25 protein-coding genes are annotated in these 25,348 nt (G+C 71.3%); 10 read left to right on the forward strand and 15 right to left on the reverse strand.

Annotated features, from left to right (window positions below; genetic code table 11):
- Window positions 1–1,104 carry a pentapeptide repeat-containing protein gene (locus ACWEN0_RS07135; protein WP_451969668.1) on the forward strand — a complete coding sequence of 368 codons (1,104 nt, stop codon included), beginning with the start codon at window positions 1–3 and terminating at the stop codon, window positions 1,102–1,104.
- 66 nt (window positions 1,105–1,170) lie between these two features.
- Here ACWEN0_RS07135 and purL read toward each other — a convergent pair whose 3' ends face one another.
- Window positions 1,171–3,477, reverse strand: a complete 2,307-nt coding sequence (purL, locus tag ACWEN0_RS07140; protein WP_451969669.1) for a phosphoribosylformylglycinamidine synthase subunit PurL — start codon at window positions 3,475–3,477, stop codon at window positions 1,171–1,173.
- 532 nt (window positions 3,478–4,009) lie between these two features.
- Here purL and ACWEN0_RS07145 point away from each other — a divergent pair.
- From ACWEN0_RS07145 to ACWEN0_RS07155, 3 genes are all read left to right on the forward strand, one after another.
- Window positions 4,010–5,644 carry an ABC transporter ATP-binding protein gene (locus ACWEN0_RS07145; RefSeq protein WP_451969671.1) on the forward strand — a complete coding sequence of 545 codons (1,635 nt, stop codon included), beginning with the start codon at window positions 4,010–4,012 and terminating at the stop codon, window positions 5,642–5,644.
- Window positions 5,641–7,386: an ABC transporter ATP-binding protein gene (locus tag ACWEN0_RS07150; RefSeq protein ID WP_451969673.1), complete on the forward strand. Its 1,746-nt coding sequence runs from the start codon at window positions 5,641–5,643 to the stop codon at window positions 7,384–7,386. The genes ACWEN0_RS07145 and ACWEN0_RS07150 overlap by 4 nt, the downstream gene beginning before the upstream one ends.
- A gap of 66 nt (window positions 7,387–7,452) precedes the next feature.
- Complete coding sequence (locus tag ACWEN0_RS07155) at window positions 7,453–7,881, forward strand: pyridoxamine 5'-phosphate oxidase (RefSeq protein WP_451969674.1); 429 nt, start codon at window positions 7,453–7,455, stop codon at window positions 7,879–7,881.
- Between the two features lie 91 nt (window positions 7,882–7,972).
- Here ACWEN0_RS07155 and purQ read toward each other — a convergent pair whose 3' ends face one another.
- Complete coding sequence (gene purQ / locus ACWEN0_RS07160) at window positions 7,973–8,650, reverse strand: phosphoribosylformylglycinamidine synthase subunit PurQ (protein ID WP_451969675.1); 678 nt, start codon at window positions 8,648–8,650, stop codon at window positions 7,973–7,975.
- Window positions 8,647–8,886, reverse strand: a complete 240-nt coding sequence (gene purS, locus ACWEN0_RS07165; RefSeq protein ID WP_125308766.1) for a phosphoribosylformylglycinamidine synthase subunit PurS — start codon at window positions 8,884–8,886, stop codon at window positions 8,647–8,649. The genes purQ and purS overlap by 4 nt, the downstream gene beginning before the upstream one ends.
- A gap of 149 nt (window positions 8,887–9,035) precedes the next feature.
- Between purS and ACWEN0_RS07170 the strand changes: the two genes are divergently transcribed.
- The gene (locus tag ACWEN0_RS07170) at window positions 9,036–10,595 is read left to right on the forward strand and encodes a GMC family oxidoreductase (protein ID WP_451969677.1); all 1,560 of its coding nucleotides are present in this window, start codon (window positions 9,036–9,038) and stop codon (window positions 10,593–10,595) included.
- Between the two features lie 90 nt (window positions 10,596–10,685).
- On the opposite strand, the gene ACWEN0_RS07175 is transcribed toward ACWEN0_RS07170, so the two are convergent.
- Together ACWEN0_RS07175 and ACWEN0_RS07180 are read right to left on the reverse strand one after the other, a co-directional pair.
- Window positions 10,686–12,182: an aldehyde dehydrogenase family protein gene (locus ACWEN0_RS07175; RefSeq protein WP_451969679.1), complete on the reverse strand. Its 1,497-nt coding sequence runs from the start codon at window positions 12,180–12,182 to the stop codon at window positions 10,686–10,688.
- 34 nt (window positions 12,183–12,216) lie between these two features.
- On the reverse strand, window positions 12,217–13,356 hold the full coding sequence (locus tag ACWEN0_RS07180; protein WP_451969680.1) for an MFS transporter: 1,140 nt from the start codon (window positions 13,354–13,356) through the stop codon (window positions 12,217–12,219).
- A gap of 61 nt (window positions 13,357–13,417) precedes the next feature.
- On the opposite strand from ACWEN0_RS07180, the gene ACWEN0_RS07185 reads away from it, so the two are divergent.
- From ACWEN0_RS07185 to ACWEN0_RS07195, 3 genes are read left to right on the forward strand one after another with little or no spacing between them, the layout of a single operon-like run.
- A complete protein-coding gene (locus tag ACWEN0_RS07185; RefSeq protein WP_451969682.1) occupies window positions 13,418–14,356 on the forward strand; it encodes a DUF5937 family protein in 939 nt (312 codons plus the stop codon).
- Between the two features lie 21 nt (window positions 14,357–14,377).
- A complete protein-coding gene (locus ACWEN0_RS07190; protein WP_451969684.1) occupies window positions 14,378–15,163 on the forward strand; it encodes a tyrosine-protein phosphatase in 786 nt (261 codons plus the stop codon).
- A 48-nt stretch (window positions 15,164–15,211) separates the two neighbouring features.
- On the forward strand, window positions 15,212–15,847 hold the full coding sequence (locus ACWEN0_RS07195; protein ID WP_451969686.1) for an MBL fold metallo-hydrolase: 636 nt from the start codon (window positions 15,212–15,214) through the stop codon (window positions 15,845–15,847).
- Between the two features lie 20 nt (window positions 15,848–15,867).
- Here the strand turns inward: ACWEN0_RS07195 and ACWEN0_RS07200 are convergent, their stop codons facing one another.
- On the reverse strand, window positions 15,868–16,803 hold the full coding sequence (locus tag ACWEN0_RS07200) for an SDR family NAD(P)-dependent oxidoreductase (RefSeq protein WP_451969688.1): 936 nt from the start codon (window positions 16,801–16,803) through the stop codon (window positions 15,868–15,870).
- Window positions 16,804–16,893: 90 nt separating this feature from the next.
- Here ACWEN0_RS07200 and ACWEN0_RS07205 point away from each other — a divergent pair, with 90 nt between their 5' ends.
- The gene (locus ACWEN0_RS07205; protein WP_451969690.1) at window positions 16,894–17,499 is read left to right on the forward strand and encodes a TetR/AcrR family transcriptional regulator; all 606 of its coding nucleotides are present in this window, start codon (window positions 16,894–16,896) and stop codon (window positions 17,497–17,499) included.
- A 65-nt stretch (window positions 17,500–17,564) separates the two neighbouring features.
- On the opposite strand, the gene ACWEN0_RS07210 is transcribed toward ACWEN0_RS07205, so the two are convergent.
- The 3 genes from ACWEN0_RS07210 to ACWEN0_RS07220 all read right to left on the reverse strand — a co-directional run bounded on the left by ACWEN0_RS07210 (window position 17,565) and on the right by ACWEN0_RS07220 (window position 19,731).
- Window positions 17,565–18,260 carry a DUF2334 domain-containing protein gene (locus ACWEN0_RS07210; protein ID WP_451969691.1) on the reverse strand — a complete coding sequence of 232 codons (696 nt, stop codon included), beginning with the start codon at window positions 18,258–18,260 and terminating at the stop codon, window positions 17,565–17,567.
- 96 nt (window positions 18,261–18,356) lie between these two features.
- Window positions 18,357–18,821 carry an NADPH-dependent FMN reductase gene (locus ACWEN0_RS07215; RefSeq protein ID WP_451969693.1) on the reverse strand — a complete coding sequence of 155 codons (465 nt, stop codon included), beginning with the start codon at window positions 18,819–18,821 and terminating at the stop codon, window positions 18,357–18,359.
- A complete protein-coding gene (locus ACWEN0_RS07220; RefSeq protein WP_451969694.1) occupies window positions 18,742–19,731 on the reverse strand; it encodes a phosphoribosylaminoimidazolesuccinocarboxamide synthase in 990 nt (329 codons plus the stop codon). The genes ACWEN0_RS07215 and ACWEN0_RS07220 overlap by 80 nt, the downstream gene beginning before the upstream one ends.
- Before the next feature lie 47 nt (window positions 19,732–19,778).
- Between ACWEN0_RS07220 and ACWEN0_RS07225 the strand changes: the two genes are divergently transcribed.
- A complete protein-coding gene (locus ACWEN0_RS07225) occupies window positions 19,779–20,585 on the forward strand; it encodes an SAM hydrolase/SAM-dependent halogenase family protein (RefSeq protein ID WP_451969905.1) in 807 nt (268 codons plus the stop codon).
- On the opposite strand, the gene ACWEN0_RS07230 is transcribed toward ACWEN0_RS07225, so the two are convergent.
- The 6 genes from ACWEN0_RS07230 to ACWEN0_RS07255 are packed head-to-tail and all read right to left on the reverse strand — an operon-like array spanning window position 20,468 to window position 25,289.
- Window positions 20,468–21,349 carry an MOSC domain-containing protein gene (locus tag ACWEN0_RS07230; protein WP_451969696.1) on the reverse strand — a complete coding sequence of 294 codons (882 nt, stop codon included), beginning with the start codon at window positions 21,347–21,349 and terminating at the stop codon, window positions 20,468–20,470. The two genes, ACWEN0_RS07225 and ACWEN0_RS07230, sit on opposite strands and share 118 nt — an antisense overlap.
- A 59-nt stretch (window positions 21,350–21,408) precedes the next feature.
- On the reverse strand, window positions 21,409–22,152 hold the full coding sequence (locus tag ACWEN0_RS07235) for an amino acid ABC transporter ATP-binding protein (RefSeq protein ID WP_451969698.1): 744 nt from the start codon (window positions 22,150–22,152) through the stop codon (window positions 21,409–21,411).
- Complete coding sequence (locus ACWEN0_RS07240; RefSeq protein ID WP_451969700.1) at window positions 22,149–22,910, reverse strand: amino acid ABC transporter permease; 762 nt, start codon at window positions 22,908–22,910, stop codon at window positions 22,149–22,151. Before ACWEN0_RS07240 ends, ACWEN0_RS07235 begins: the two co-directional genes overlap by 4 nt.
- Before the next feature lie 7 nt (window positions 22,911–22,917).
- Window positions 22,918–23,694, reverse strand: coding sequence for an ABC transporter substrate-binding protein (locus ACWEN0_RS07245; RefSeq protein ID WP_451969702.1), 777 nt, complete (start codon window positions 23,692–23,694; stop codon window positions 22,918–22,920).
- Window positions 23,695–23,701: 7 nt separating this feature from the next.
- Window positions 23,702–24,469: an ABC transporter substrate-binding protein gene (locus tag ACWEN0_RS07250; RefSeq protein ID WP_451969704.1), complete on the reverse strand. Its 768-nt coding sequence runs from the start codon at window positions 24,467–24,469 to the stop codon at window positions 23,702–23,704.
- Window position 24,470: 1 nt separating this feature from the next.
- Window positions 24,471–25,289 (reverse strand): ABC transporter substrate-binding protein, encoded by an 819-nt coding sequence (locus tag ACWEN0_RS07255; RefSeq protein WP_451969705.1) that lies wholly within the window; start codon window positions 25,287–25,289, stop codon window positions 24,471–24,473.
- Window positions 25,290–25,348: the final 59 nt, after the last annotated feature.

A 25,348-nucleotide genomic window follows, 5' to 3' on the forward strand; every position in this document is an offset into this window, starting at 1 on the left:
GTGAAGCCGTGGCGATCACCGCTGGCGTGGACGTTCCTCGCCGCGGTGGTGCTGCTGGTGGGGGTCGGCGGCTGGCTGCTGACCGACCCCGCCACCAGCCGCAGTGACGCGCTGAAGACCGGCGGCCTGGCCGGCGGCGCGATCGTGGCGCTGTACGCGCTGTGGCTGAACGACCGGCGCCGCCGCGTCGAGGAACAGCGTCAGGACATCGAACGCCGTCGGCACGAGCTCGAAGCGCAGCGTGCGGAGCAGGACCGCGAGCGGGTGGCCGACGAGCGGTTCGCGAAGGCCGTGGAGCTGCTCGGCCACGACGCCGACCAGGTGCGCGTCGGGGCGCTGCACGCGCTGGCCGGGCTGGCCCGGAGCCGGCCGGAGTACACGCAGACGGTCCTGGACGTGCTGTGCTCCTACCTGCGGCGGCCGTTCGACCACCCCCGTTACCAGGAGGGCGTCGAGCGGACGCAGAAGGAGAACGACGTCGGCGAGCCGGACCAGGAGCGGGAGCTCACCGTCCGGCTCACCGCGCAGCGGCTGGTCAAGGTCCTCCTCCCGGCCGCGAGCGACGACGCAGCGCCCGTCTACGACCTGGACCTGACCGGTGCGGTGCTGGAGTACCTCGACCTGAACGACCGCAAGATCGGCAACATCCTGCTGCGCTACGCGTCGCTGCACAGCAGCACGCACTTCAACCGGTGCCGCGTGGTCGGCAAGGCGTTCTTCACCGGCGCGGGCGCCGGTCCCGGCCGGCTGCTGGGCTACTTCCGTTGCCGGGAAACGGTTTTCGCGGATCGAGCCTGGTTCAGCGGTACCCGCTTCGCCGAAAACGCCGACTTCAAGAACACCGAGTTCGGCGGCCCGACGACGTTCAAGGACGCCGTGTTCGCCGGCGACGCCGAGTTCACCGGGGCGCACGCGACGGACTCCCTGGACCTGCGGCGCACCCGGTTCGAAGGACAGACCGACCTGCGGTTCACGTCGCTCCCGGCGTCGGTCTCGCTGTACGACACCCGCGTCCGGTCCGAAAAGGACGTTCAGCTGCCGGGTGGCTGGCGCCTCGAAGAACTCCGCGACGGCGAGTCCCGGATCGTCGCCGAGGTCGGCTAGCGCACGACGCCGCCACCGGCGATCTGTCCACAACCCGGCCGGGCTGTGGACAGATCGGCCTCCGCGTCAGCCGAACAGGGCCGGAAGCGTTCTCTCCCAAGCGGTGCGCAGCTCGTCCAGCGTGAACTCCGTGATGCCCTGCAGCTCCAGCGTGCCCGACTCCGGGTCCACCACGCCGGTCTTGCGCCACGGCAGCCCGCGCGCCGTGCACATCTCGGTGAAGCGCAGCTCCTCCGTGCGCGGGACCGCCACCAGCACGCGGCCCGCCGACTCGGAGAACAGCTGGACGAACGGGTCCTGGTCCGCGTCGAGGAACACGCGGGCGCCGCACTGTCCGATGAGGACGGTCTCGACCAGGGTCTGGATCAGGCCGCCGTCCGACAGGTCGTGCGCCGCCGAGATCATGCCGTCGCGGGAACCCGCCACCAGGATCTCGCCCAGCAGCTTCTCCCGCGCCAGGTCCACGCGCGGGGGCACGCCGCCGAGGTGGCCGTGGACCTCCCGGGCCCACGCCGAGCCGTCCAGCTCGTCGTGCGTTTCACCGAGCAGCAGCAGGGTTTCGCCCGCCTCGGCGCCGATGCCCGTCGGGATGCGGCGGGTGACGTCGTCGATCACGCCGAGGACGCCGATCACCGGCGTCGGCAGGATCGCCGTCGAGCCCGTCTGGTTGAAGAAGCTCACGTTGCCGCCCGTCACCGGGATGCCCAGCTCGACGCAGCCGTCCGCGAGGCCGTGCACCGCCTGCTCGAACTGCCACATCACGCCCGGGTCGGTCGGCGCGCCGAAGTTCAGGCAGTCCGACACCGCGACCGGCGTCGCGCCGCCCGTCGCCACGTTGCGGTACGCCTCCGCCAGCGCCAGCTGCGCGCCGCGGTACGGGTCCAGGTAGACGAACTTGCTGTTGCAGTCCGTCGCGACCGAGACGCCGCGGCCGGTCGACTCGTCGATCCGGATCATGCCCGAGTCGGACGGCTGCGAAAGCACGGAATTGCCGCGCACGTACCGGTCGTACTGCGACGTCACCCATTCCTTCGACGCCTGGTTGGGCGACGCGATCAGCTTGAGCACGTCCGCGCGCAGTTCGTCCGGAGTGGACGGACGCGGCAGCTTGGCGGAGGTGTCGGCGATCAGGGCGTCCTGAGTGGACGGACGCTCGATCGGCCGGTCGTACACCGGGCCCTGGTGGGCGACCGTGTGCGCCGGGACGTCGACGACGACCTCGTCGTGCCAGGTGATCACGAGGTGCTCGCCGTCGGTGACCTCGCCGATGTCGGTCGCGATGACGTCCCACTTGCGGCAGACCGCCATGAACGCCTCGACGTTCTCCGGCGAGACGACCGCGCACATGCGCTCCTGCGACTCGCTGGAAAGCACCTCAGCGGGCGTCATTCCCGTGGCGCGCAACGGAACGCGGTCGAGGTAGACGTGCATGCCGCCGTCGCCGGCCGCCGCGAGCTCGGACGTCGCGCAGGACAGCCCGGCGCCGCCGAGGTCCTGGATGCCGACGACCAGCTTCTGCGCGAACAGCTCGAGGCAGCACTCGATGAGCACCTTCTCGGTGAACGGGTCGCCGACCTGGACGCTCGGCAGCTTCTTGCGGCCGGACGCCGACTCGTCACCCGAAAAGGTGTCACTCGCGAGGACGGAAACGCCGCCGATGCCGTCGAGGCCGGTGCGGGCGCCGAACAGGATGATCTTGTTGCCGGTGCCGGACGCGAACGCCAGGTGCAGGTCCTCGACGCGCATCGCGCCGACGCACAGCGCGTTCACCAGCGGGTTGCCGGAGTAGGACGGGTCGAAGACGAGTTCGCCGCCGACGTTCGGCAGGCCGAGGCAGTTGCCGTAGCCACCGACCCCGGCGACGACCCCGGGCAGCACGCGCTTGGTGTCGGGGGCGTCGGCCGGGCCGAAGCGCAGCGCGTCGGACACCGCCAGCGGGCGCGCGCCCATGGCCATGATGTCGCGGACGATGCCACCGACGCCGGTCGCGGCGCCCTGGTACGGCTCCACATAGGACGGGTGGTTGTGGCTCTCCACCTTGAAGGTGACCGCCCAGCCCTCGCCGATGTCGACGACGCCCGCGTTCTCCCCGATGCCGGCCAGCATCTTGGCCTTCATCTCGTCGGTGGCGGTCTCCCCGAAGTACCGCAAGTGCTTCTTCGACGACTTGTAGGAGCAGTGCTCGCTCCACATCACCGAGTACATGGCCAGCTCGGCGTCGGTGGGCCGGCGGCCGAGGATCTCGCGGATGCGGGCGTACTCGTCGTCGGCGAGCCCGAGCTCGCGGTACGGCTGGGTCTGGTCCGGGGTCGCCCCGGCGCGCTCGGTGGTGTCAACGGTGCTGGTCACGGTGTCCGTGTCAGGGTTCGCCACGGCCGCCAGGATACGTGCCGGGCCCGGGCGCCCCGGACGGTGGGCCGCCGAAATCGGACGGCCGCCGAGCGGGTGTGAGCGGGGCGACACCGGCCGCGTGCCCTGTGGACAAGCCGAGCCCGCGCGCCCGGAAATGTCGGTGCCCGCGAGTAACGTCGAAACCGGGGGTCCCCCCACGGGCCGGGGGGCCGAGCGGGCGAGCATTGCCAAGCCGCCACCCAGGCCGGGGCGCCAAGCGGGCGAAGCCGCGTCGGGTCGCCACGCACGAGCCGGGAGTGCCGAGCGGAGCAAGCGGCGCCGGGCCACCACCCACGAGCCGGGGCGCCAAGCGGGCGAGCAGTGCCAGGCCGACACCCAGGCCGGGGCGCCCAGCGGGCGAAGCCGCGTCGGGTCGCCACGCATGAGCCGGGAGTGCCGAGCGGGGCAAGCAGTGCCGGGCCGCCACCCACGAGCCGCGGGCGCCGAGCGAACAGCGCCGGGGCGCCGGAAAATCAGTCGCCTTCCGCTGGTCGTCGGCTTACCGTCGGGAATCGTGCTTTCCGCCACATATCCCTTTCCCACGCTGCGGCTGCCTGCGCGGCCGAGCGCGAGCCGCTTCCTGCTCGCCGTGTTCCGGGCCCGGCTCGGCATGGTGCTGGGCGCCGCCGCGCTCGGTGTCGTGTGGGCGCTGCCGGGCGCGCTGCTGCCGCTGGTCGTCGGCCAGGGCGTCGGCGCCGTCAGCGCGCACGACGGCGCCGCGATCTGGCGCTGGGCGCTGGCCGCCGCCCTGCTCGGGGTGGTGCAGACGCTCACCGGGACCTGGCTGCACTTCCTCAACTACGGCCTTTGGCTGCACGGCGCGGGCGCGACGCAGCGCGCCGTGTCGGCGCACACCACCCGCGTCGGCGCCGGCCTGCGCGAGAAGACGACCACCGGCAACCTGGTCGCGATCAGCACGACCGACATCAACCACATCGGCAACACCGTCGAGATGACCGGCCGGGCGTTCGGCTCGCTGCTGGCGTTCGTCGTGGTGGCGGTCTGGCTGGTCTCGACGTCGCCGCTGCTCGGCGTGGTCGCGCTGGTCGGCGTGCCGGTCGCGGTGCTGGGCATCGGGCCGCTGCTGGCGCCACTGCAGAACCGCAAAGCGAAGCAGCGCGAGAAGCGCGGAGACGTCAACGCGCTCGGCGCGGACATCGTGTCGGGCCTGCGGATCCTGCGCGGCATCGGCGGCGAGCGGCGGTTCTTCGCCCGCTTCCGCGAGACGAGCCAGCGGGTGCGGCTGGCCGGCATCGAGGTGGGCCGGGCCGAGGCGTGGCTGGCCGCGGCGGAGATCGCGCTGCCCGGCCTGGTCACCGTCGCGATCACCTGGCTCGGCGCGCGGCTGGCCGTCGCGGGCGAGATCGGCATCGGGCAGTTGGTGGCGTTCTACGGCGTTTCGGCGTTCCTGATCTGGCCGGTCACGGCCGCGACGGAGGCCGTCGGCTCGATCACGTCGGGCCTGGTCGCGTCGCGGAAGGTGGTGGCGCTGCTGGCGATCCGCCCGAAGCTGGCGGACCCGGAGACGCCCGTCCGGCTGCCCGAGGGGCCGCTGGAGCTGGTCGACACCGAGTCCGGCGTGCGTGTCGCGGCCGGACGGCTGACGGTCGTCGACTTCGGCGCCGACGGCGAAGCGGTGGCAGACCGGCTGGCGCGCTTCGCCGACCCGGCCGAGGGCGAGGAGGTGCTGGTCGGCGGCGTACGGGCGGACCACGCGGCGCTCGCGGAGCTGCGGCGGCGGGTCGTCTACGCGCACAACCAGGACATCTGGTTCTCCGGCGTGCTGCGCGAGCAGCTGGCGCCGGCGCGGCCGGGCGAGGTCAGCGTCACCGAAGCGCTGTACGCGGCCGACGCCGACGACATCGTCGAGGCGTTGCCCAACGGCGTCGACGAGCTGATCGGCGAGCGCGGCCGCGAGGTGTCCGGCGGCCAGCGGCAGCGGCTGAACCTGGCCCGCGCCCTGGCTACCGACGCCGACGTCCTGGTCCTGGACGAGCCGACGTCGGCGGTCGACGCGCACACGGAGGCACGCATCACCGAGCGCGTCGCGGCCCTGCGCCGCGGCAAGACGACGGTGGTGTTCAGCCAGAGTCCTTTGTGGACACATGTGGCAGACGAGGTTTTCACGGCGAAGGCAGTGACGGTATGAAACGGCTCCCCACGGCGTCCCGGCGGGACGTCCGGCGCTGGGCGCTGAAGACGGCGGCGACCCACAAACGCGAGTTCGGCCTGCTCATCGGCTCGCTCGCGGTGGCGACGCTGATCGGGCTGGCCGGGCCGCAGCTGCTCGGCACGCTGGTCGACGACGTCGCGGCCGGCGCGACGACGGGCCGCGTCGACGTGCTGGCGGCGGTGTTCGTCGGGATCCTGGCGCTGCAGGCGCTGGCGCGGAAGGTCGCGCGGCTGCGCGGCGCGATGTTCGGCGAGCTCGTGCTGGCCGAGACGCGCGAGGAGTTCGTCGGGACGGCGTTGCAGCTGCCGCTCGGCACGGTCGAGGCGGCCGGCACGGGCGACCTGCTCAGCCGCGCCACCACCGACCTCGGCCGGATCGACCACGCGGCGCGGTTCGCGGCGCCGGAGATCCTGGTCGCGGCGGTGACCGTCGTCTTCACGGTCGTCGCGATGGTGGTGACGTCGCCGCTGCTCTCGCTGGGCCTGCTGGTCGCGCTGCCGCTGCTGGTCAGCGTGAACGTCTGGTACCAGCGGCGCATCCCGTCGGTGATGCAGTGGATGCTCGACCGCTGGGCGGACCTGACGACGAGCGTCCACGAGACGGCGGAGGGCGCGCGCACGATCGAGGCGCTCGGGCTGACGGACCGCCGGATCGGCGCGGCGCACGACGCGCTGGACCAGAGCGTGCTCGGCGAGCGGCGGATGCGGGCGCTGCAGCTGCGGTGGCTGCCGTCGCTGGAGATCAGCTACGTGCTGCCGCTGGCGGTCATGCTGCCGCTCGGGCTGCTCGCGTACACGCGCGGCTGGGCCGGGCTCGGCGAGATCACCACGATGCTGCTGTACGTCCAGGCGATGTCGGCGCCGCTGAACGAGGCGTTGTTCTGGCTGGAGGACCTGCAGGTCGCGGCAGCCGCGGCGCGCCGGATCCTGGGCGTCCACTCGGCGTCGGCCGAGGAGTCGCCGAAGGTGACGGAGGTGCCTCGCGGGCGCGACATCGACGTCCACGGCGTCCGGTTCGCGTACACGGCCGACCGCGAGGTGCTGCACGGCATCGACCTGCGCGTACCCCGCGGCGAGCGGCTGGCGATCGTCGGCCCGTCCGGCGCGGGCAAGTCGACGCTCGGCCGGCTGCTGGCGGGCATCGCGGCCCCGACGTCGGGTTCGGTGCGCATCGGCGGCCAGGACGTCTCGGCGCTGGCCGACGACATCCTGCGCGGCGAGGTCCTGCTGCTGACCCAGGAGCACCATGTGTTCTCCGGGACGCTGCGGCAGAACCTCGCGCTTCCGGCGCGTCGCGCGGGCGGCGACTGGACGGACGACGAGCTGCTGGCGGCGCTGACCTCGGCGGGCGCGTCGGACTGGGTCGCGGCGCTGCCTTCCGGCCTGGACACGAAGCTGGGTTCGGGCGAGCACCCGGTGCCGGCGGCGATCGCGCAGCAGCTGGCGCTGGCGCGCGTCGTCCTGGCCGACCCGCACACGCTGGTCCTGGACGAGGCGACGTCACTGCTCGACACGGGCTCGGCACGTGACCTGGAGAAGTCGCTGAACAGCGTGCTTTCCGGGCGCACGGTGATCGCGATCGCCCACCGCCTGCACACGGCGGCGGCAGCCGACCGGGTCGCGGTGGTCGAGGGCGGCCGCATCACGGAGCTGGGCCCGCACGCGACGCTGTTGGAAGCGGGCGGCTCGTACGCACGTCTGGTGGCGGCGGCTTCGTAGTCCGGAATGTCCGGACTGCTTCGGCGGTTGCTCCCCAGGTAGGCGAGCTACTACCTGGGGAGTGACATGTCGTCGTTCGTGATGACCGCTGCGGAGCGCGAAGAGTTCCTGAGCGGGGTGCACGTCGGGGTGCTGGCGGTGGAGCGCGCGGGACGGGCACCGCTGGCGGTGCCGATCTGGTACGACTACGAGCCGGGCGGCGAGCTGCTGATCTGGATGGAACGCGACACGGTGAAGGACCGCGCGATCACCGCGGCCGGGCGCCTGAGCCTGGCGGTCCAGGACGAGAACCCGCCGTACAAGTACGTGACGGTCGAGGGCCCGGTGGTGGCGAACGACGAGCCGCCGACGCGGGAGCAGGCCTTGCGGATCGCGGGCCGCTACTGGCCCGCGGACCAGGCGAAGGCGTACGTCGACTCGGCACTGGGGTCACGCTCGGTTCTGGTGCGCGTCCACCCGGAGAAGTGGCTGTCGAACGACCAGAGCAAGAGCTGACGGCGCCCGGGGCTGTGGACAACTCGAGTCCGCAGCCCCGGAACTGTCGGCCCCCCTCGATAAACTGGAAACCGGGGGGCGCGGCCCGTCCTCAGGCCTTGATCAGCGCGTCCACCGCGCTGTAGAACATGCCGAGCCCGTCGTCGGACGGCCCGGTCAGCGCGTCGATCGCGTGCTCCGGGTGCGGCATCAGCCCGACGACCCGCCCGTTCTCGCTCCGGATCCCGGCGATGTCGTTGCGCGACCCGTTCGGGTTCCCGCCGACGTACCGGAACACGACGCGCCCCTCGGCCTCGAGCTCGTCCAAAGTGGACTGCTCGGCCACGTAGCAGCCGTCGATGTTCTTCATCGGGATGAGGATCTCGGCGCCCGCCTCGTACCGCGTGGTCCACGCCGTCGCGTTGTTCTCGACCCGCAGCCACTGGTCGCGGCAGATGAAGTGCAGGCCCTGGTTGCGGATCATCGCGCCGGGCAGCAGGCCCGCTTCGCACAGGATCTGGAACCCGTTGCAGATGCCGAGCACCGGCATGCCCCCGCGCGCCGCCTCGATCACCGAGTTCATCACCGGCGCGAAGCGGGCGATCACGCCCGCCCGCAGGTAGTCGCCGTAGGAGAAGCCACCCGGGACGACCACCGCGTCGACGTCGTGGAGGTTCTCGTCCGCGTGCCACAGCGGGACCGCCTCGGCGTCGGCGTAGCGCACCGCGCGGGCCGCGTCGCCGTCGTCCAGCGTGCCTGGGAAGGTGATGACGCCGATGCGCGCGCTCACGCGTCCACCCGCTTGATCGTCCACTGCTCGATGACCGGGTTCGCGAGGAAGCCCTCGGCGATCTTTTCGAGCGTCGCGTCGTCGACCGTGTCGTCGACCTCGATCTCGAAGTGCTTGCCCTGGCGGATCTCCTTGATCCCGGTGAAGCCGAGACGGCCGGCGGCGCCGAGCGCGGCCTGTCCCTGCGGGTCGAGGATTTCGGGCTTCGGCATGACGTCGACAACGACTCGGGCCACGGCAGGCTGCTCCTTATTCACGCAGGTCGTGGGTACCCCGCGAGCATAGTTCACCCAGTTCGGGAGGCCGCGGGGACCTAGACTGGCCGCACGCGCCGACCTGCGCCATGATGAGTCGTTGACATCGCGCCAACAGCTGTGGAGGCACCGTGGACTCCTACGACTACGTGATCGTCGGCGCCGGGAGCGCCGGGTGCGTGCTGGCGAACCGGCTCACCGAAGATCCGTCCGCCCAGGTCCTGCTGCTCGAAGCGGGCGGCGAGGACACCGCCGACGAAATCCACATCCCGGCCGCGTTCGCCTCGCTGTTCAAGAGCAAGTGGGACTGGAACTACGAGACCGTCGAGCAGAAGCACACGGGCAAATCCGCGTACTGGCCGCGCGGCAAGATGCTCGGCGGCTGCTCGTCGATGAACGCGATGATCTACATCCGCGGCAACCGCGCCGACTACGACGGCTGGCGCGATCAGCACGGCGCCGAGGGCTGGGGCTGGGACGACGTCCTCCCGTACTTCAAGCGCGCCGAGGGCAACCAGCGGCTCGACGGTCCCCTGCACGGCACCGACGGCCCGCTGCACGTCGAGGACCGCCGCTTCACCCACGAGCTGTCGCACGCCTGGGTGGACTCGGCCGTCTCGTGGGGCCTCAAGCGCACCGACGACTTCAACGGCGAGAGCCAGGAAGGCGCCGGCGTCTACCAGGTCACCTGCAAGAAGGGCCGTCGCTGGTCGACCGCCGACGCGTACCTGCGCCCGGCGCTCGAGCGGCCGAACCTCACGGTGAAGACGGGTTCGCCCGCCACCCGGATCGTGTTCGAGGGCACACGCGCGGTTGGAGTGTCCTATTTGGACAACGGAGTGGAGCGCACCGCCCGCGCGTCGGCCGAGGTGGTGCTGTCCGGCGGAGCGGTCAACTCGCCGCAGCTGCTGATGGTCTCCGGCGTCGGTCCGGCCGAGCACCTGCGTGAGCACGGCATCGACGTCGTCGCGGCACTGCCGGGCGTCGGCGAAAACCTCCACGACCACCCGGCGTGCGGGATCATCTGGTCGACGCGCGGCACGACCGACCTCGTCGACGCCGCGACCCCGCGCGGCCTCGTCCGTTACCAGCTGACGAAGCGCGGGCCGCTGACGTCGAACCTCGGCGAGGCGGGCGCGTTCTTCCCGACCACGGACGGCCTGCCGGCTCCCGACATGCAGATCCACGTGGTGCCGTCGTTGTTCTACGACAACGGGTTGCGCGAGCCGACCGTCTCCGGCTTCACGTCGGCGGCGACGGTGGTGGACGTCGCGAGCCGCGGCCGGCTGCGCCTGAAGTCCGCAAACCCGTTGTGGAAGCCGGAAATCGACCCGGCGTACTACGCGGATCCGCGGGACATGGACTCGATGATCGCCGGGCTGAAGGCACTCATCGAGATCGGCAGGTCGGGACCGCTCAAGCGGTTCCTCGACAAGCCGTTCCTGCCCGAGCGCCACGACCTGGGCGACACCGAGCTGGCCGACCACGTCCGCGAGAACACGCAGACGCTCTACCACCCGGTCGGGACGTGCGCGATCGGTTCGGTGGTCGACCCCCAGCTGCGCGTCCAGGGCGTGGAGGGCCTGCGCGTGGTCGACGCGTCGGTGATGCCGGTGGTACCGCGAGGCAACACGAACGCCCCGACGATCATGGTGGCGGAGAAGGCCGCCGACCTGATCCGGGGCCGGTAGGCCAGGCCCGGGGCTGTGGACAACTCGCCTCCACAGCCCCGGAACTGTCGGTGCCCCGCACTAAACTGGATACCGGGGGCCGCGGCCCGCTCAGCGCTTGCCGTGCAGGATCGTCACCAGCTTGGCGACCAGCGCGTCCGTCGACTCCTTGCGGCTGAACGACGTCAGCGTCAGCGGCGCCGTGAAGCGCTGCCGCGCGATCGCCTTCGTCCGGGCGAATTCGCGGAGCCCCTCCGGGCCGTGGATGCGGCCGAAGCCCGAGTCGCCGACGCCGCCGAACGGCAGGGACGCGATGCCCGCGAACGAAAGCGGCGCGTTGATCGCCGTCATGCCCGTGCGCAGCTTTTCCGCCAGCTCCACGCCGCGGGACTTCGAGAAGACCGTCGACCCCAGGCCGTACTTCGTGTTGTTCGCGAGCTCGACCGCCTCGTCCATGGTGCTGACCTTCGCGATCGTCACCGTCGGGCCGAACGTCTCTTCGGTGACCGCTTCGGAGTCCTCCGGGACGTCGACCAGCACCGTCGGCTGGGCGTAGCGGTCACCGACCGACTCCTCACCGCCCAGGACAGCCTTGCCGCCGCGGGCCAGCGCGTCCTGGATGTGGCGCTTGATCACGCCCAGCTGCGACGGCATCGTCACCGGGCCGTACTGCGCGGCCTCGTCCGAACCCGCGCGCACGTCCTTCGACTTCTCGACGACCTTCGCGACGAACTCGTCATGCACCTTCTCGTGGACGTACACGCGCTCGACGCCGATGCACGTCTGGCCGGAGTTGGAGAACGCGCCCCAGACCGTCGCGTCCGCGGCGGCGTCGAGGTCGGCGTCCGCGTCGACCAGCACCGGGTCCTTGCCGCCCGCTTCGATGACGACCGGGGTGAGCGTCTCGGCCGCCGCGGCCATGATCCGCTTGCCGGTGGCCGTCGAGCCGGTGAAGGCGATCTTGTCGACGCCGGCGCCGACGAGCGCCGCGCCCGTCTCGCCGAAGCCCGTGATCAGCTGCAGCACCGGCTGCTCCGGCACGACCTCGGCGAACGCGTCGACCAGCCACTTCCCGACGCCCGGCGTGTACTCGCTGGGCTTGAAGACCACGGCGTTGCCCGCCGCCAGCGCGTACGCGATCGAGCCGAGCGGCGTGAACACAGGGTAGTTCCACGGCCCGATCACGCCGACCACGCCCAGCGGCTGGTACTCGACGGTCGCCGCCTGGTTCGACATCAGCAGGCCCGCGGACCGCTTCTGCTTCCCGAGGATCTTCTTCGCGTGCTTGCCCGCCCACGCGATGTGCTCGATGGCGAGGACGCTCTCGAGCTGCGCGTCCGCGATGGGCTTGCCCGTCTCGTCGCGGACGACCTGGCACAGCTGCGGCAGCCGGCGCGTCAGCACGCCCTTCCAGCTTCGGAGCCGCTCCGCGCGCCCGGCGAAGCCGAGGTCCGCCCACCACTGCGCCGCGACGCGGGCGCGCTCGACTGCCGACTTGACGTCTTCGGTCGTGTGGATCGGGTAGGTTCCGACCACCTCGTCGGTCGCCGGGCTCAGCGAGTCGAAGGTCTCGCCGACCGACGTCGGCTTCGGCTGGACGGCAGTCATCGGCGTCTCCCTGGAGGTCGCGGGTCAGCCCAGGTTACGACGTTACTGACAGTGTGCCAATAGCTCGTGCGGGCTTCCGCACCAGCATTCCACCGGCGATCGCCGCGGCAAAGACACCGAACAACGGCGCGAGCCACAACGGCAGCACGCCGACCGCCAGCGAACCGAGCCCGAACCCGCACGCCTGGACCGTGAAGGACAACGAGAACCCCGCTGACCTGCGGTTCTTCGGCAGCAGCCGCTGCAGGTTGACCGATGTCGCGGCCACCAGCGGCCCGGTGCACCCGCCGATCAGGGCGATCGACACGAGCAGGCCGGCCCAGCCGAAGTCGCCCGCGAGGGCGAGCCCGCCGACGACGAAGCCGCCCAGGAACAGCCGCGGGTCACCGGTCTTCCCCCGCCACGCGTAGAGCGCGCTGCCCGCGATGCTCGCCCCGCTCAGCACGGTGATCACGACCGGCGCGGCCGTCTCGGGTGCGCCGAGGCGCTGGACCAACGGCAGCGGCGCGACCTCGATCGTCGAGAGCAGCAGCCCGACGGTGAACGCGCAGCACAGCCACGGCAGGTAGGTGACGAGCCGCGCCGGCGGGACGTCCTCCGCGGATTCCACCCGTTCGTGTGCACTCGTACGACGCGGGACGAGTACCGCCGCGGCCAAGCATGCGGCGGCCATCGCGGTCAGCGGAACGAACGTGCCGGCCACGTCGAGCACGGCGACCAGCGCCGGGCCGCCGATCAGCACGCCTTCGAGGAGCATCGCGTCGACCGAGATCGCGCGGGGCAGCAGCTCGTCGTCGACGGTGTCCGCGAGCAACGTCCGGAACCCGCCGGACAGCGCCCCACCCGCGATACCGGGCAGCAGGACGAGCGCGACCAGGACGGGCGGGGGCGCGTCGGCGGCCAACGCGAGGACGACGAACCCGGCCGCCGTCAGGAGCAGCAGCCCCGGCAAGCCACGCGCCGGGCCGACGCGGTCGAGCAGCCGCCCGACCGGTACCGCACAAACCATCTCGGCGGCGACGTAAACCGACATCAGCACACCGCCGAGCCGGTACGAGCCGGTCGTCGCCGTGGTCAGGAGGGTGAACGCGAGCGGGGCCATGGTCGCCGGGAGCCGGGCGAACTGGACGCCCGCCGACCAGCGCCAGTAGGCGCGATGGGTGAACAACGACATGTCCACACGTTCGCGCGGCGCGATTCTGCGGCACACTGATTCGGGTGAGGACGAATCGGCGATGATCGAGCTGGTTCTGACCGCGGCCGGCGCCCAGCGCGTCCGGTTCGCGATTTCGCCGCTGGAGGAGGTACTCGGCGCCGTCCAGACGCTGCTCGGCGTCCGCGGCCACCCGGTGAACCTGCCGTGGGCGACCGGCGCGCCCGCCCTCGACGTGCCCGAGCTGACCGCGGTCTTGAGCGCGCGGCACTACATCACCGAGTTCCTCAGCCCGCCGCCCACCAGCCCGGAGACGACGGCGGAAGCGCAGCTGCGCGCGGTCCGCGCGACACCGCCGCACCAGGTCGCGCTCGAGCTCGGGATGGTCGACGCCGACCTTTCGCTCTTGCCGGAAGACCCGGCGGCCGCGCGCGACCTGCTGGCCGACCAGCTCGAGACGGTGTGGCACACGCTGCTCGCGCCGGAGTGGCCGCGCCTGCGCGAGCTGCTGGCCGCGGACATCGCGTTCCGGACGCGGCAGCTGGGTTCGGGCGGCATCGTCTCGATGCTCGGGGAGCTCCACCCGCGCGTCCGGCTTTCCGGGACGTCCGTCCTGATCGACGTTCGGGCGCGCGAACGGCTGGAGATCGACTCGCGCGGACTGCTGCTGATCCCGGCCGTGTTCGCCTGGCCGAACGTCGGGGTCGTGACGGTCCCGCCGTGGCAGATCTCCTTGCTCTACCCGGCTCGCGGGGTGGCCTCCCTGTGGACGTCGGCCACGGCGCCACCCGAACCGCTGGCCGAGGTGCTCGGCCGGACGCGGGCGTTGCTGCTGGCCGCGCTCGACCGGCCCGCGGCGACCACGGAGCTGGCCCGGCGCCACGGCCTGGCCGCCGCGACCGTTTCCGCGCACCTCACGGCGTTGCGTGCGGCGGGCCTGCTGGCGTCGGAACGCCGCGGCCACCGGGTGCTGTACCGGCGGACCGAGCTCGGCGACGCGTTGCTCACCGGGAAACTCTGACGCATGGGCGATGCTCGTCGGATGGACACGAGCCGGGCAGTGGACTGGGAAGGCTTCTTCAACACCCGGGACCTCGGCGGGCTGCCGACCCGATCGGGGCAGCCGACCCGCCGCGGCGCCTTCTTCCGGGCGGCGGACCTGCGCTTCGCGACGGCCGCGGGCTGGTCCCGCGCGCACCGCGCCGGCGTTCGCACCGTCATCGACCTGCGCAACCCCGACGAGATCCGGCCGACAGCGGACGACCGGACAGCCCTGGCGGGTTCGGCGCAGTTCGCGCCCGCGACGGCCGGAGCGCCGGCTCCGCCGGACATCGACCGCGTGGAGGCGCCCCTCGACGACATCGACGACCTCGAGTTCTGGCGCCGCATCAACGAGGCACGGCTGAACGGCACCCCGCTCTACTACCCGCTCTTCCTCGAACGGAAAGCCGATCGCTGCGCGGCCGTCATCCAGGCGATCGCGCGGTCGGGCCCCGGCGGGATCCTGTTCCACTGCGGCGCCGGGCGCGACCGGACCGGCCTGGTGACGCTCCTGCTCCTGGCGCTGGCCGGCGTCGAACCCGGCGAGATCGCCGCGGACTACGACCTCTCGGCCGGGGCGCTGCCGGCACTGTTCGCCAAGATGGGTGTCGCGGACCAAGGACCGGCCATCGAGGCGCTTCTCGCCGAGCGGGGAACCACGACGCGAGCCCTCATCCTGAGCACGCTCGACGGCTTCGACGCGGAGCGGTACCTGCTCGCGGCGGGCGTCGGCCGCGCCGACCTCGACGGCGTCCGGCACCGGCTCCTCGGCACGCGGCCCGCCTGACGAAGCAGGACTAGGCTGGAATCGTCCACGTGCGAAGGAGAAGCATCGATGCGTATCGTCCATTTCGGACACGCCTGCCTGTTGCTGGAGACCGGCTCCGAGCGGATCCTGATCGATCCCGGCGCGTTCTCCACGGGCTTCGAGGGTGAGCGCGAACTGTCCGCTGTGCTGGTCACCCACCAGCACTTCGACCACCTGGACGTCGACCGCCTGCCGAAGGTCCTCGAGGCCAACCCGGACGCCAAGCTGATCGTCGACCCGGGCTCGGCGCCCGAGATCGAGAAGCTGGGCCTGCCGTTCGACGTCGCGAACGTCGGCGACGCCTTCGCCGTCGGGGACACCTCGATCAAGGCCGTCGGCGGCGAGCACGCCGTCATCCACGCCGACATCCCGGTGATCCCGAACATCGGCTACGTCTTCGACGACGGCGCGTTCTTTCACCCCGGCGACTCGTTCTTCGTGCCCGAGCAGAAGGTCGACGTGCTGGGCCTGCCGACGGGCGCGCCGTGGCTGAAGGCCGGCGAAGCGGTCGACTACCTGCGTGCCGTGGCGCCGCGGGTCGCGGTGCCGATCCACGAAGCCGTGCTCGCCAACCCGGCCCTGCACTACGGCCTGTTCGGCAACCTCGCGCCGGAAGGCACCGAGGTCAAGGTGCTCGACCGGGCCGAACCCGCGAAGTTCTAGTCCTCGCGGCGTGCCGGTCACTACGCCGGCACGCCGCACAACTCGGCCGCGCCACGCCACAGCTCCTCCTCCCGCTCCTCGTCGTAGGACTCGTTCGACGACGGCACGACCACGCCGCGGTCGAGGTACGCCCCGGATTCGGCCGGCCTGGGTACGGTCATCGCCGCGGCCAGCTTGGCGCCCGCGGTCTGCGGGCTCGACGCGATGGGTGTCGCCCACAACGCCGGGAGCAGCCACCGGAACCCGAAGCGCTGGATCGCGCTCGCGTCGCGGACCAGGCCGGTGCCCGGGACCAGCCGCGGGGTGTACGCGTAGAAGTCGATCCCGGGCAGCCGCTTCGCGAGCGCGTGCACCAGGTACTGCACGCCGAGCTTGCTGGTCGAATACGCCCGGCGGCCCGCGGTCACCGTTCCGGCCTCCGGACCGGTGCCCGGCTTGGCGAGACTGCGCGTGCCGGTCCAGTTCGGCGCCGGGACGAGGCCGAGGTTGTGCCGGAAGTCGCCGAAGTGCGACTCGCTGCCGGTGACCACGACGCGCGCGCCCGGCTCGAACCGGTCGGCGAGCAGGCGCAGCAGCAGGTAGTTCGCGAGGACGTTGATCCCGAACGTGGCCTCGAACCCGTCCGCCGTCGCCTTCGTGGCCGACGCCATCTGCACGCCCGCGTTGGCCAGCAGGCCGGCCAGCGGCGGGATCTCCCCTCGGTCGAGCAGTTTCCGCACGTCTTCGGCCGCCTTACGCACCTCCGCCAGGGAGCCGAGGTCGCACGACACCGCGCCGACGTTCGGGTTTCCCGTGCTCGCGGCCAGTTCACGCGTGAGCCGCCGGCCGGCCTCCTCGCCGCGCACGAAGACGAGCAGCAACTGGTCCGGCCGGTCGCGCAGCAGTCGTTCCGCCGCGGCCCGGCCGAGTCCCCGGCTGGCGCCGGTCATGAGCAGTGTCTTCGCCGGTTCGGTCATGACTTCGCCCCTTCACTCGATCAGGTACCCGATTCGAATTGGTACTCAGTACCGTAGCGGACTCGATACCGGTTCCGCTAGTCTGTGTTCATGAAACAACGCCCCTCGCTGCGGGAACGGAAGCAGAAGCAGGCCCGCGAGCAGATCGTGGAAGCGGCTTTCCAGCTGTTCGCGGAGCGCGGCTTCACCGATGTCACGGTCACGGACATCGCCGAACGCGCGGAGGTGGGGCGCACGACGTTCTTCCGGTACTTCGGTGACAAGCAGGAGGTGGTGTTTTCGGACGAGCAGGAGTTACTGGACCACCTGGCCGAGCGGCAGCGGGCGCTGCCGGGCGAGGCACCCCAGAGCCTTCCGGAGGCTCTGGACCAGGTCCGCGGCCTGGTGCTCGACGTGTGCGCGGAGGCGACGGCGGATGCCAGGCACTACGAAATGCACCAGCGGCTCGTGGAACAGAACACGGAGCTCAAGGACCGCAGCGCGCGGAAACTGCAGCGGTTCGCCGAGCTGGGCGAGGCGATCCTGCTGGAGAGAGGCGCGCCTCGGGAGGTCGCGGTACTGGCGGCGCAGATCGCCGTGGCCTGCTACCAGGCCGGAAGCCGGCTCGCCGGCGCCGACGCGGGCGCGCTCGCACCGGCGGTCGACACGGCCTTCGGACGGCTCGACGTGCTCCTCGACCCGAACCCGGCGCACTGATCCAGCCCCGGGCTCGAACCCCCGGCAGGGGGCGATGATTGACAACTCCAGAGAGAAACGACGACTCAGGCCGCGACCGCGCGCAGCGAACCGTAGGTCGCGCCGAACGCCCGGTTCTCCAGCGCGACGTCGACCGCGTCGAGCAACGCCTGCCGGAGGCCGGGGCGGGTGAGGTCCGCGGCCTCCGCCCCCAGCCGGACCAACCCGCCCCGGCGAGCCGAGCGCGCGGCGGCGAGGACGAGCGCGAAGCAGCGGACCGTCTCGGTCCGGTGCGACTGGCTCGTGAACTCCTGCACGCGCGCGCGGCGCACCTCGCCCGTCACGAGGTCGCGCACCGCACCGAGGTCCGCGCACAGGCGGAAGCCGTGCTCAGCCAAGGCTTGCAGCGTGCCCTGGGAAGCGATCCAGCGCGGCGGCGCAAAGCCGTCGACCGAGAGGCCGGCGTTGTCCAGCGCGGCCTTCGCGGCGATCAGCCGGAGCCTCGCTTCGTGGGCCGGCAGCGTCGCGAACTCCGCCTTCTTGCCCAGGTACACCGTGCGGTGCGTAGGCGCGACGGTGTGGTCGTACCCGTGCAGCAGCACGGAATCTCCCCTGCGGGCGCGGGTGCGCACCCACTCCGTCACGGGGCCTTCGCCGGTGCGAGCGGCGTACAGCACGGACAACGGGACCTTGCGGCGGTCGAGCTCGGCCGCGAGGTCGGCGCACCGGTGCAGCGTGCGCGGGGTGATTCCCGACAGCGAAACCAGCAAGCGAGCGTCCACCCCACCATTGGGACGCACCCGTCTGACGCTCCCGTGAACTGCGCAGAACGGGCGAGCGTCCGTTGCCGTAAGGCTCCGGACGGGCTCCTCGGACGCTCAAACGCCCTCGCGCAGGCGCTGCACCGCCACCGCGATCCGGCCACGCAGGTCGGGGTCGGCGACCTGGCCGTCGGCGACGTCCGCGCGGGAGACCGGAATCCGGGCGCAGGCGTCCTCGACGATGCGGGCGCCCGCGTACGTCAGCACCTTGCGCAGCGAGTCGTGGGCGTCGCGGCCGCCCGTGGGCGCCGCTATCGACGACGCGTTGATCCACGCCACCGGCTTGCCGTACATCTCGCCTCCGCCGACCGTCCAGTCCAGGAGGTTCTTGAACGAGCCCGGCAGGCCGCCCGCGTACTCGGGCGTGCAGACCATGATCGCGTCGGCTTCCTTGATCGCTTCCCGCAGTTCGGCGACGGCCGGGGGCAGCGGGTCGCGGTCGTCATCCGGGTTGAAGTGCGGCAGGTCGGCGAGTCCGGGGTACGTCTTGCTCGCGGTGAGCGTCGCGACGGTCCCCAGCACCGCCGCGTTGCCCGAGCCTGCCCGCAGGCTGCCGCAGATCAGCAGGATCACGGGGCCAGTCTGCCAGGGAAAGGCCCGTGACGCGGTGGTACGCCTCGAGGTAGCGGTCGCGCGTGGCGATCACCACGTCGGGCGGCAGCGGGGGCAGCTCGGACACGCAGTCCCAGCCCGATGACGGGCCGACCAGCCAGTCGCGCACGTGCTGCTTGTCGAACGACGGCCGGCCGGGCCGGTGGCCGCCGGCCGGCCAGTAGCGCGCCGAATCCGGGGTCAGCAGCTCGTCGGCGAGCACGAGTTCGCCGTTCGCGCGGGTGCCGAACTCGAACTTGGTGTCGGCCAGCACCAGGCCCTGCTCGGCGGCGCGCGCGGCGCCCCGGCGGTAGAGCTCCAGCGACGCTTCGCGGACCTGCTCCGCGAGCGGGCGGCCGAGGATGGCCGCGAAGGTGTCGAAGTCGAGGTGCTCGTCGATCTCGCCGGGTCGTGCCTTGGTGGACGGCGTGAAGATCGGCTCGGGCAGCCGGTCCGACTCGGCCAGCCCGGGCGGCAGCGCGATCCCGCACACCGACCCGGACCTGCGGTACTCCGCGTACCCGCGGCCGGCCAGGTGGCCGCGGACGACGGCCTCCACCGGCAGCATGCGGAGCCGCTCGACCAGCAGCGCGCGGCCGCGGAAGGCCTCCGGGATCAGGGGGCCGTCACAGGCCACGAAGTGGTTCGGGAGGACGTCGGCCAGCTCGCGGAACCAGAACACGCTCATCGCGGTGAGCACCCGGCCCTTGTCCGGGACGACGGTGGGGAACACGTGCTCGAAGGCGGAAATGCGGTCGGACGCGACGATCAGCAGGTGGTCGTCGCCCACGGCGTAGAGGTCGCGGACCTTGCCGGTCGCGAGGGTGGGGAGGGGTGTCACGCGCTGAACCCTAACGGGCACCCTCCGCCACCATGGATGATGCTGCCATGGCCTTCGACTGGATCTCGGTGACCACCGACTACGGCCTCCGCGACGGCTTCGTGGCGGCCTGCCACGGCGTGATCGCGCGGCTGGCGCCCGCCGTGCGGGTGATCGACGTGACGCACGAGGTACCGCCCCAGGACATCCGGCACGGCGCGATGGCGCTGGCCCAGACCGTGCCCTACCTGCCGGAAGGGGTGCACGTCGCGGTCGTCGACCCGGGGGTGGGCACCGCCCGGCTCGGGGTGGTCGTGGTCGCCGGTGGCGGGCTGCTCGTCGGACCGGACAACGGCCTCCTGCTGCCGGCCGCGCACGCGCTGGGCGGCGTGCGGGCGGCGTACGAGCTGACCGAGCCGTCGCTGCGGCTGCCGGTCACGTCGGCGACGTTCCACGGGCGGGACGTCTTCGCGCCCGCGGCGGCGCACCTCGCGCTGGGGGTGGCGCCGTCGGACTTCGGTGACCGCGTCGACGAGCTCGTCGAGCTGCCGGAGCCGTTCGTGGCGGCGTTCCCCGGGAAGCTGGTGTCGGAAGTGCTGACCGTCGACCACTTCGGCAACGTCCAGCTCGCGGCGACGCCGGCGGACCTGGAGCTCTCGGGCCTGTCCGGCGCGGTTTCGGTACACAGCGAGCGTGTCGCGGTGACCACCGAGATCGGACGGACGTTCGCGGACGTGCCGGCCGGGGCGAGCGTGCTCTACACCGACTCCGCCGGGCGGCTCGCGGTGGCCGTCAACGGGGGTTCCGCGGCCGCTGTGCTCGGGCTCGGGCCCGCCCAGGAGTGCACGATCACCTCGTCGCCGACCGCGAGCTGACCGGGGCGCACCACCGCGGCCTTCATGCCGAACGTCACCCCGCCTTCCGGGTGACGTCGGTACGAAGCGAGCGTGCGGATCGGCTCCGGGCCGGCCTTCTCGCCCGTCTCCTGGTCGACCATCGGCACCGTGCAGCGCACGCACTGCTTGGCGTAGCCGAACTCGGCCGTGCCCGCGGTCATCGTCCGGACCTCGTCCTCGGTGTGCGGTTCCAGCCAGCCGGAGACGATCACGTTGGGGCGGAAGCGGTCCATCGGGACCGGTTCCGCGCCGCGTTCGAGGATGCGCGAGTTCAGGTTGTCCAAAGAGGACTCCGATGCGACGAGGAGGGCGTGGCCGTCGGCGAACGCGGCCGTGCCCGGGGTTTCGCCGCTGGTGACGCGCTCGTGGTCGGGCGCGACCCCGATGAGCACCGACGGCAGGCCGAGCAGGTCCGAGAACCATTCCGCGGCCTCGGCGCCCTGGTGGATGCCCGTGCCCTGCCAGGAGAACGTCGAACCCGGGTGGCGCGGGCCGTCGTGCCGGATGTCGAAGACGAGGTCTTCGCAGCCCGGTGCGGACAGCGCCAGCCGGTCGCCGAGCACCTGCGGCCGCACCGCGGCCAGGCCCGGGTGGCGGCGCTGGCTGCGGAAGTCGCCGTCCGGGGCGACGACCTGGAAGACGCGGTCGTGCGCCAACCCGGCCGGGCCGACTTCGACGGCCGGCACCGAGGTGCCGGCACAGCCTTTGACCGGGTAGTACGTCAGCCGCGCGATCCTCGCCATGTCCGCAGGCTACCTGCGGACATGGCGCCCGGGCGCCCGGTTTTCGCGGCGAACGGTCGTCACAGCACCTGAGATAAGAAGCGCTGCAGGCGAGGGCTCTGCGGGTCGTCGAAGAGCTGGGCGGGCGGGCCCTGCTCGACGATGCGGCCCGCGTCCATGAAGGCCACCTCGTCGGCCACGCTGCGGGCGAAGCCCATCTCGTGCGTGACCACGATCAGCGTCAGCCCGCGCGAGGCGAGGCCCGCCATCAGGTTCAGCACGCCCTTCACCAGCTCCGGGTCCAGGGCGCTGGTGGCCTCGTCGAACAGCATCACCTCGGGGTCCATCGCCAGTGCCCGGGCGATCGCGACGCGCTGCTGCTGGCCGCCGGACAACGCGCTCGGCCGGTACGGTGCCTTGTCCGCGAGGCCGACCTCGGCGAGGCGGGCGCGGGCGATCGCCGTCGCCTCGTCCTTGCCGATCTTCTTCACACTGCGCAGCGGCAGCACGATGTTGTCCAGCACGGTGCGGTGACCGAAGAGGTTGAAGTGCTGGAACACCATGCCGACGCGCTGGCGGAGGGCGTCCGGGTCGGCCTTGATCACGGACTCGCCGTCGAGCAGCAGGTCGCCGGAATCGGGTTCCTGCAGGCGGTTGACGCACCTCAGCAACGTCGACTTGCCGGAGCCGGACGGGCCGATCACGCAGGTCGTCCTGCCGCTCTCCACCTTCAGGTCGACGCCGCGGAGGACCTCCAGCGTGCCGAAAGTGACGTGGATGTCGCGCAGCTCCACACTGGACGACCGCACCTGGGTCGCGGTCACGAGACCACCTTCCCGCTGGCGAGCAGGTCCAGCTCGTCGTCGCCCGGCTCGTCGGCGCGCACCTTGCGGCCGGTCCGGAGCTTCTTGTCGATGTAGTTGACCAGGTGCGTCAACGGCACCGTGATCACCAGGAAGAACACTCCCGCGGCCACCAGCGGCGACAGGTTGCCGGTGTTCGCCGCGAGGTCCTGGCCGATCCGGAACAGCTCGCGCTGGCCGGCCAGCAGGCCGAGGACGTAGACGAGGCTGGAGTCCTTGACCAGGGCGATGAACTGGTTGACCAGCGCGGGCAGCACCCGGCGCACGCCCTGCGGGATGATCACCAGCAGCATCGCCTTGGTGTAGCTCATCCCGAGCGCGCGGCTGGCTTCCAGCTGTCCTTTGTCGACGCTCTGGATGCCGGACCGGAAGATCTCGCCGATGTAGGCGGCGGCGATCAGGGACAGCGCCAGGATGCCCATCGGGTACGGGTTCGTGCCCACGACGTTCCGCGCGAGCGTGCCGAGCCCCTGGCCGATCAGCAGGATCGTCAGGATGGCCGGCAGCCCGCGGAAGATGTCCGTGTAGACCCGCGCGGGCCACCGCAGCCACCACTTGGTCGACAGGCCCATCACCGCCAGCACCATGCCGAGCACGGTGCCGATCAGCGCGGACGTCACCGACAGGATGAGCGTGTTCAGCAGACCGGTCTTCGCCAGGTCCGGGAGGACCTGCGAAATGTAGTCCCAGTCCAGGAAGGTGTTGACGAAGTCGTCCATTGTGGAACTACTGCCCCGCCTTGAACTCCGCCGGCACGGGCGCGGTGGGCTCGAACTGGTCGTGCACCTTGACCCACGTGCCGTCCGCGATGACCTTCTTCAGGCCGTCGTTGATCTTGTTGATCAGCTCGGTGTTGCCCTTCTTGAAGGCGAACCCGTGCGGGATGGTCGTGGTGATCGCCTTGGTCACCTTGAGCTTCGCGTCGGCGTTGTTCTTCGCGTAGTCCTCGGCGGTGGCCTGGTCGAAGACGGCGCCGTCGATCGCGCCGGTCTTGAGGGCGTTGAGGGCGGCGGCGTCATTGGGGAAGCGGACGGCCTGCGCGGTCGGCGCGTTCGAGCCGAGCCAGGTGTCCGACACCGTGCCCTGGACGACGCCGATCCGCTTGCCCGCCAGGGAGTTCTCGTCGGTGATGCCCGCAGTCTCCTTGGCCTCGATGCCCAGCGCCTGGTAGTTGTACGGCGCCGAGAAGTCGACCGTCTTCTTGCGGGCCTCGGTCTGGGAGATCGCCGAGCTGCCGATGTCGAACGTGCCGTTCGCGACCTGGCCGAGCAGGGCCGAGAACTCCGTCGCGGCGAACTCGAGCTTCAGGCCCTCCTTGGCCGCGATGGCCTTCAAGAGCTCGTTGTCGAAGCCCGTGTAGTTGCCGTTCTCCTGGTAGGCGTTCGGCTTCGAGTCGCTCAGCGTGCCGACGCGCAGGGTGCCGCTGCCGCTGTCCGAACCGCCGCACGCGGTCAAGGCGGCGAGCAGCGTCGCGGTGAGCGCCGTGACCAGTGTCTTCTTCATGCTTCTCCTAACCCTGGAACCCGGCCGGCACCGGAGCGGTCGGCAGGAACTGCTGGTGCAGCTTAAGCCAGGTCCCGTCGGAGATCACCTGCTTGAGCCCGTCGTCGATCTTGCCGAGCAGCTCGGCGTTGCCCTTCTTCACCGCGAAGCCGTGCGGCACGTCCGTGACGAAGCTCTTGACGACGACCAGCTTGGCGTCCGGGTTGTCGGTGACGTTCTTCTCGGCGATGCTCTGGTCGAGGATGTACGCGTCGACCGCGCCGGTCTTCAACGCCGTCAGCGCGGCGGCGTAGTCCGGGAAGCGCACCGCCTGGGCGGCCGGGACCGTGCTGGTCAGCCAGTGGTCGCCGACGGTCGCCTGGATGACCGCGACGCGCTTGCCGGCCAGGCCCTTCTCGTCGGTGACCGGCGTGCCCTGCTTGGCCTGGATGCTCATGGTCTCGAAGTCGTAGGCCGCGGAGAAGTCGACGGTCTTCTTGCGCTCGTCCGTCTGCGCGATCGCCGAGCTGGCGAGGTCGAACCGGCCCGACGCGACCTGCCCGAGCAGCGCCGAAAAGTCGGTCGCGGCGAACTCCAGCTTCAGGTTCTGCTTGGCCGCGATGGCCTTGAGCAGCTCGTTGTCGAAGCCGGTGTAGTTGCCGTCCTTGAGGTAGACGTTCGGCGGCGCGTCGCTCAGGGTCCCGACGCGCAGGGTGGTGCTGCCGCTGTCCGACGCCCCTCCGCACGCGGTCAGTGCGAGCGCGGCGGCCACCACCGTGACGATCAGCTTCTTCACGTCACACACCCACGTTCTTCACGACGAGGCCGGGCCCGCCCTGCTGGAGTTCCTTCGACAACGGCGTGTTCTTGTAGAACTGCCCGTAGATGCGGGCGACCGTACCGTCCGCGATGGCCTTCTGCAGGCCGTCGTTGAGCTTGTTCAGCAGGTCCGTGTTCTTCTTGGCGACCGCGAACGCCGACGGCGTGTCCTTGTCCTCGACGGTGTAGCCGAGCTCCAGCGGGACCGCGGGGTTCTGGTCCAGGTACTTCTTGCCGATGTCCTGCGGGACGACCCAGCCGTCGAGCGTGCCGTTCTTCAGCTGCGCGAAACCGGCGTTGTAGTCCGGGAAGCGGACGACCTGCGCGCCCGCGGTCTTGCCGGCGAGCTCGTCCTGCACCGAGCCCTGGACGACGCCGAGCCGCTTGCCCGACAGCGCGGCGACGTCCTTGAGGTTCGCGCCCTTGGCCGTCACGATCGTGGTGAAGCCGGTGTTGTAGCCGTTGGAGAAGGCGACCGTCTTCTTGCGGGCCTCGGTGCTGGAGATCGTCGAGCTGCCGATGTCGAACTTCCCGCTGGCGACACTGGCGAGGAGGCTGGAGAACTCCGTGCCGACGAACTCGACCTCGAAGCCTTCCCGCTTCGCGATGTCGCGCAGCAGCTCGTTGTCGTAGCCGGTGAACCGGCCGTTCTCCAGGTAGATCGACGGCGGGGCATCGCTCAGGGTGCCGACGCGCAGGGTGGTCGCCCCCGCGTCGGAACCACCGCAGGCGGCGAGGGTCAGCGTCAGCGCGCCCGCGGTGAGGACGGCGGTGATGGTGGACAGCGTGGATCTCATCGCTTCTTCCATGGTGAGGACATGCGCTTCGCAGCGCTCCGTGGGTCAGCGATCGAGAT

This window comes from Amycolatopsis sp. NPDC004378 (assembly GCF_053602455.1).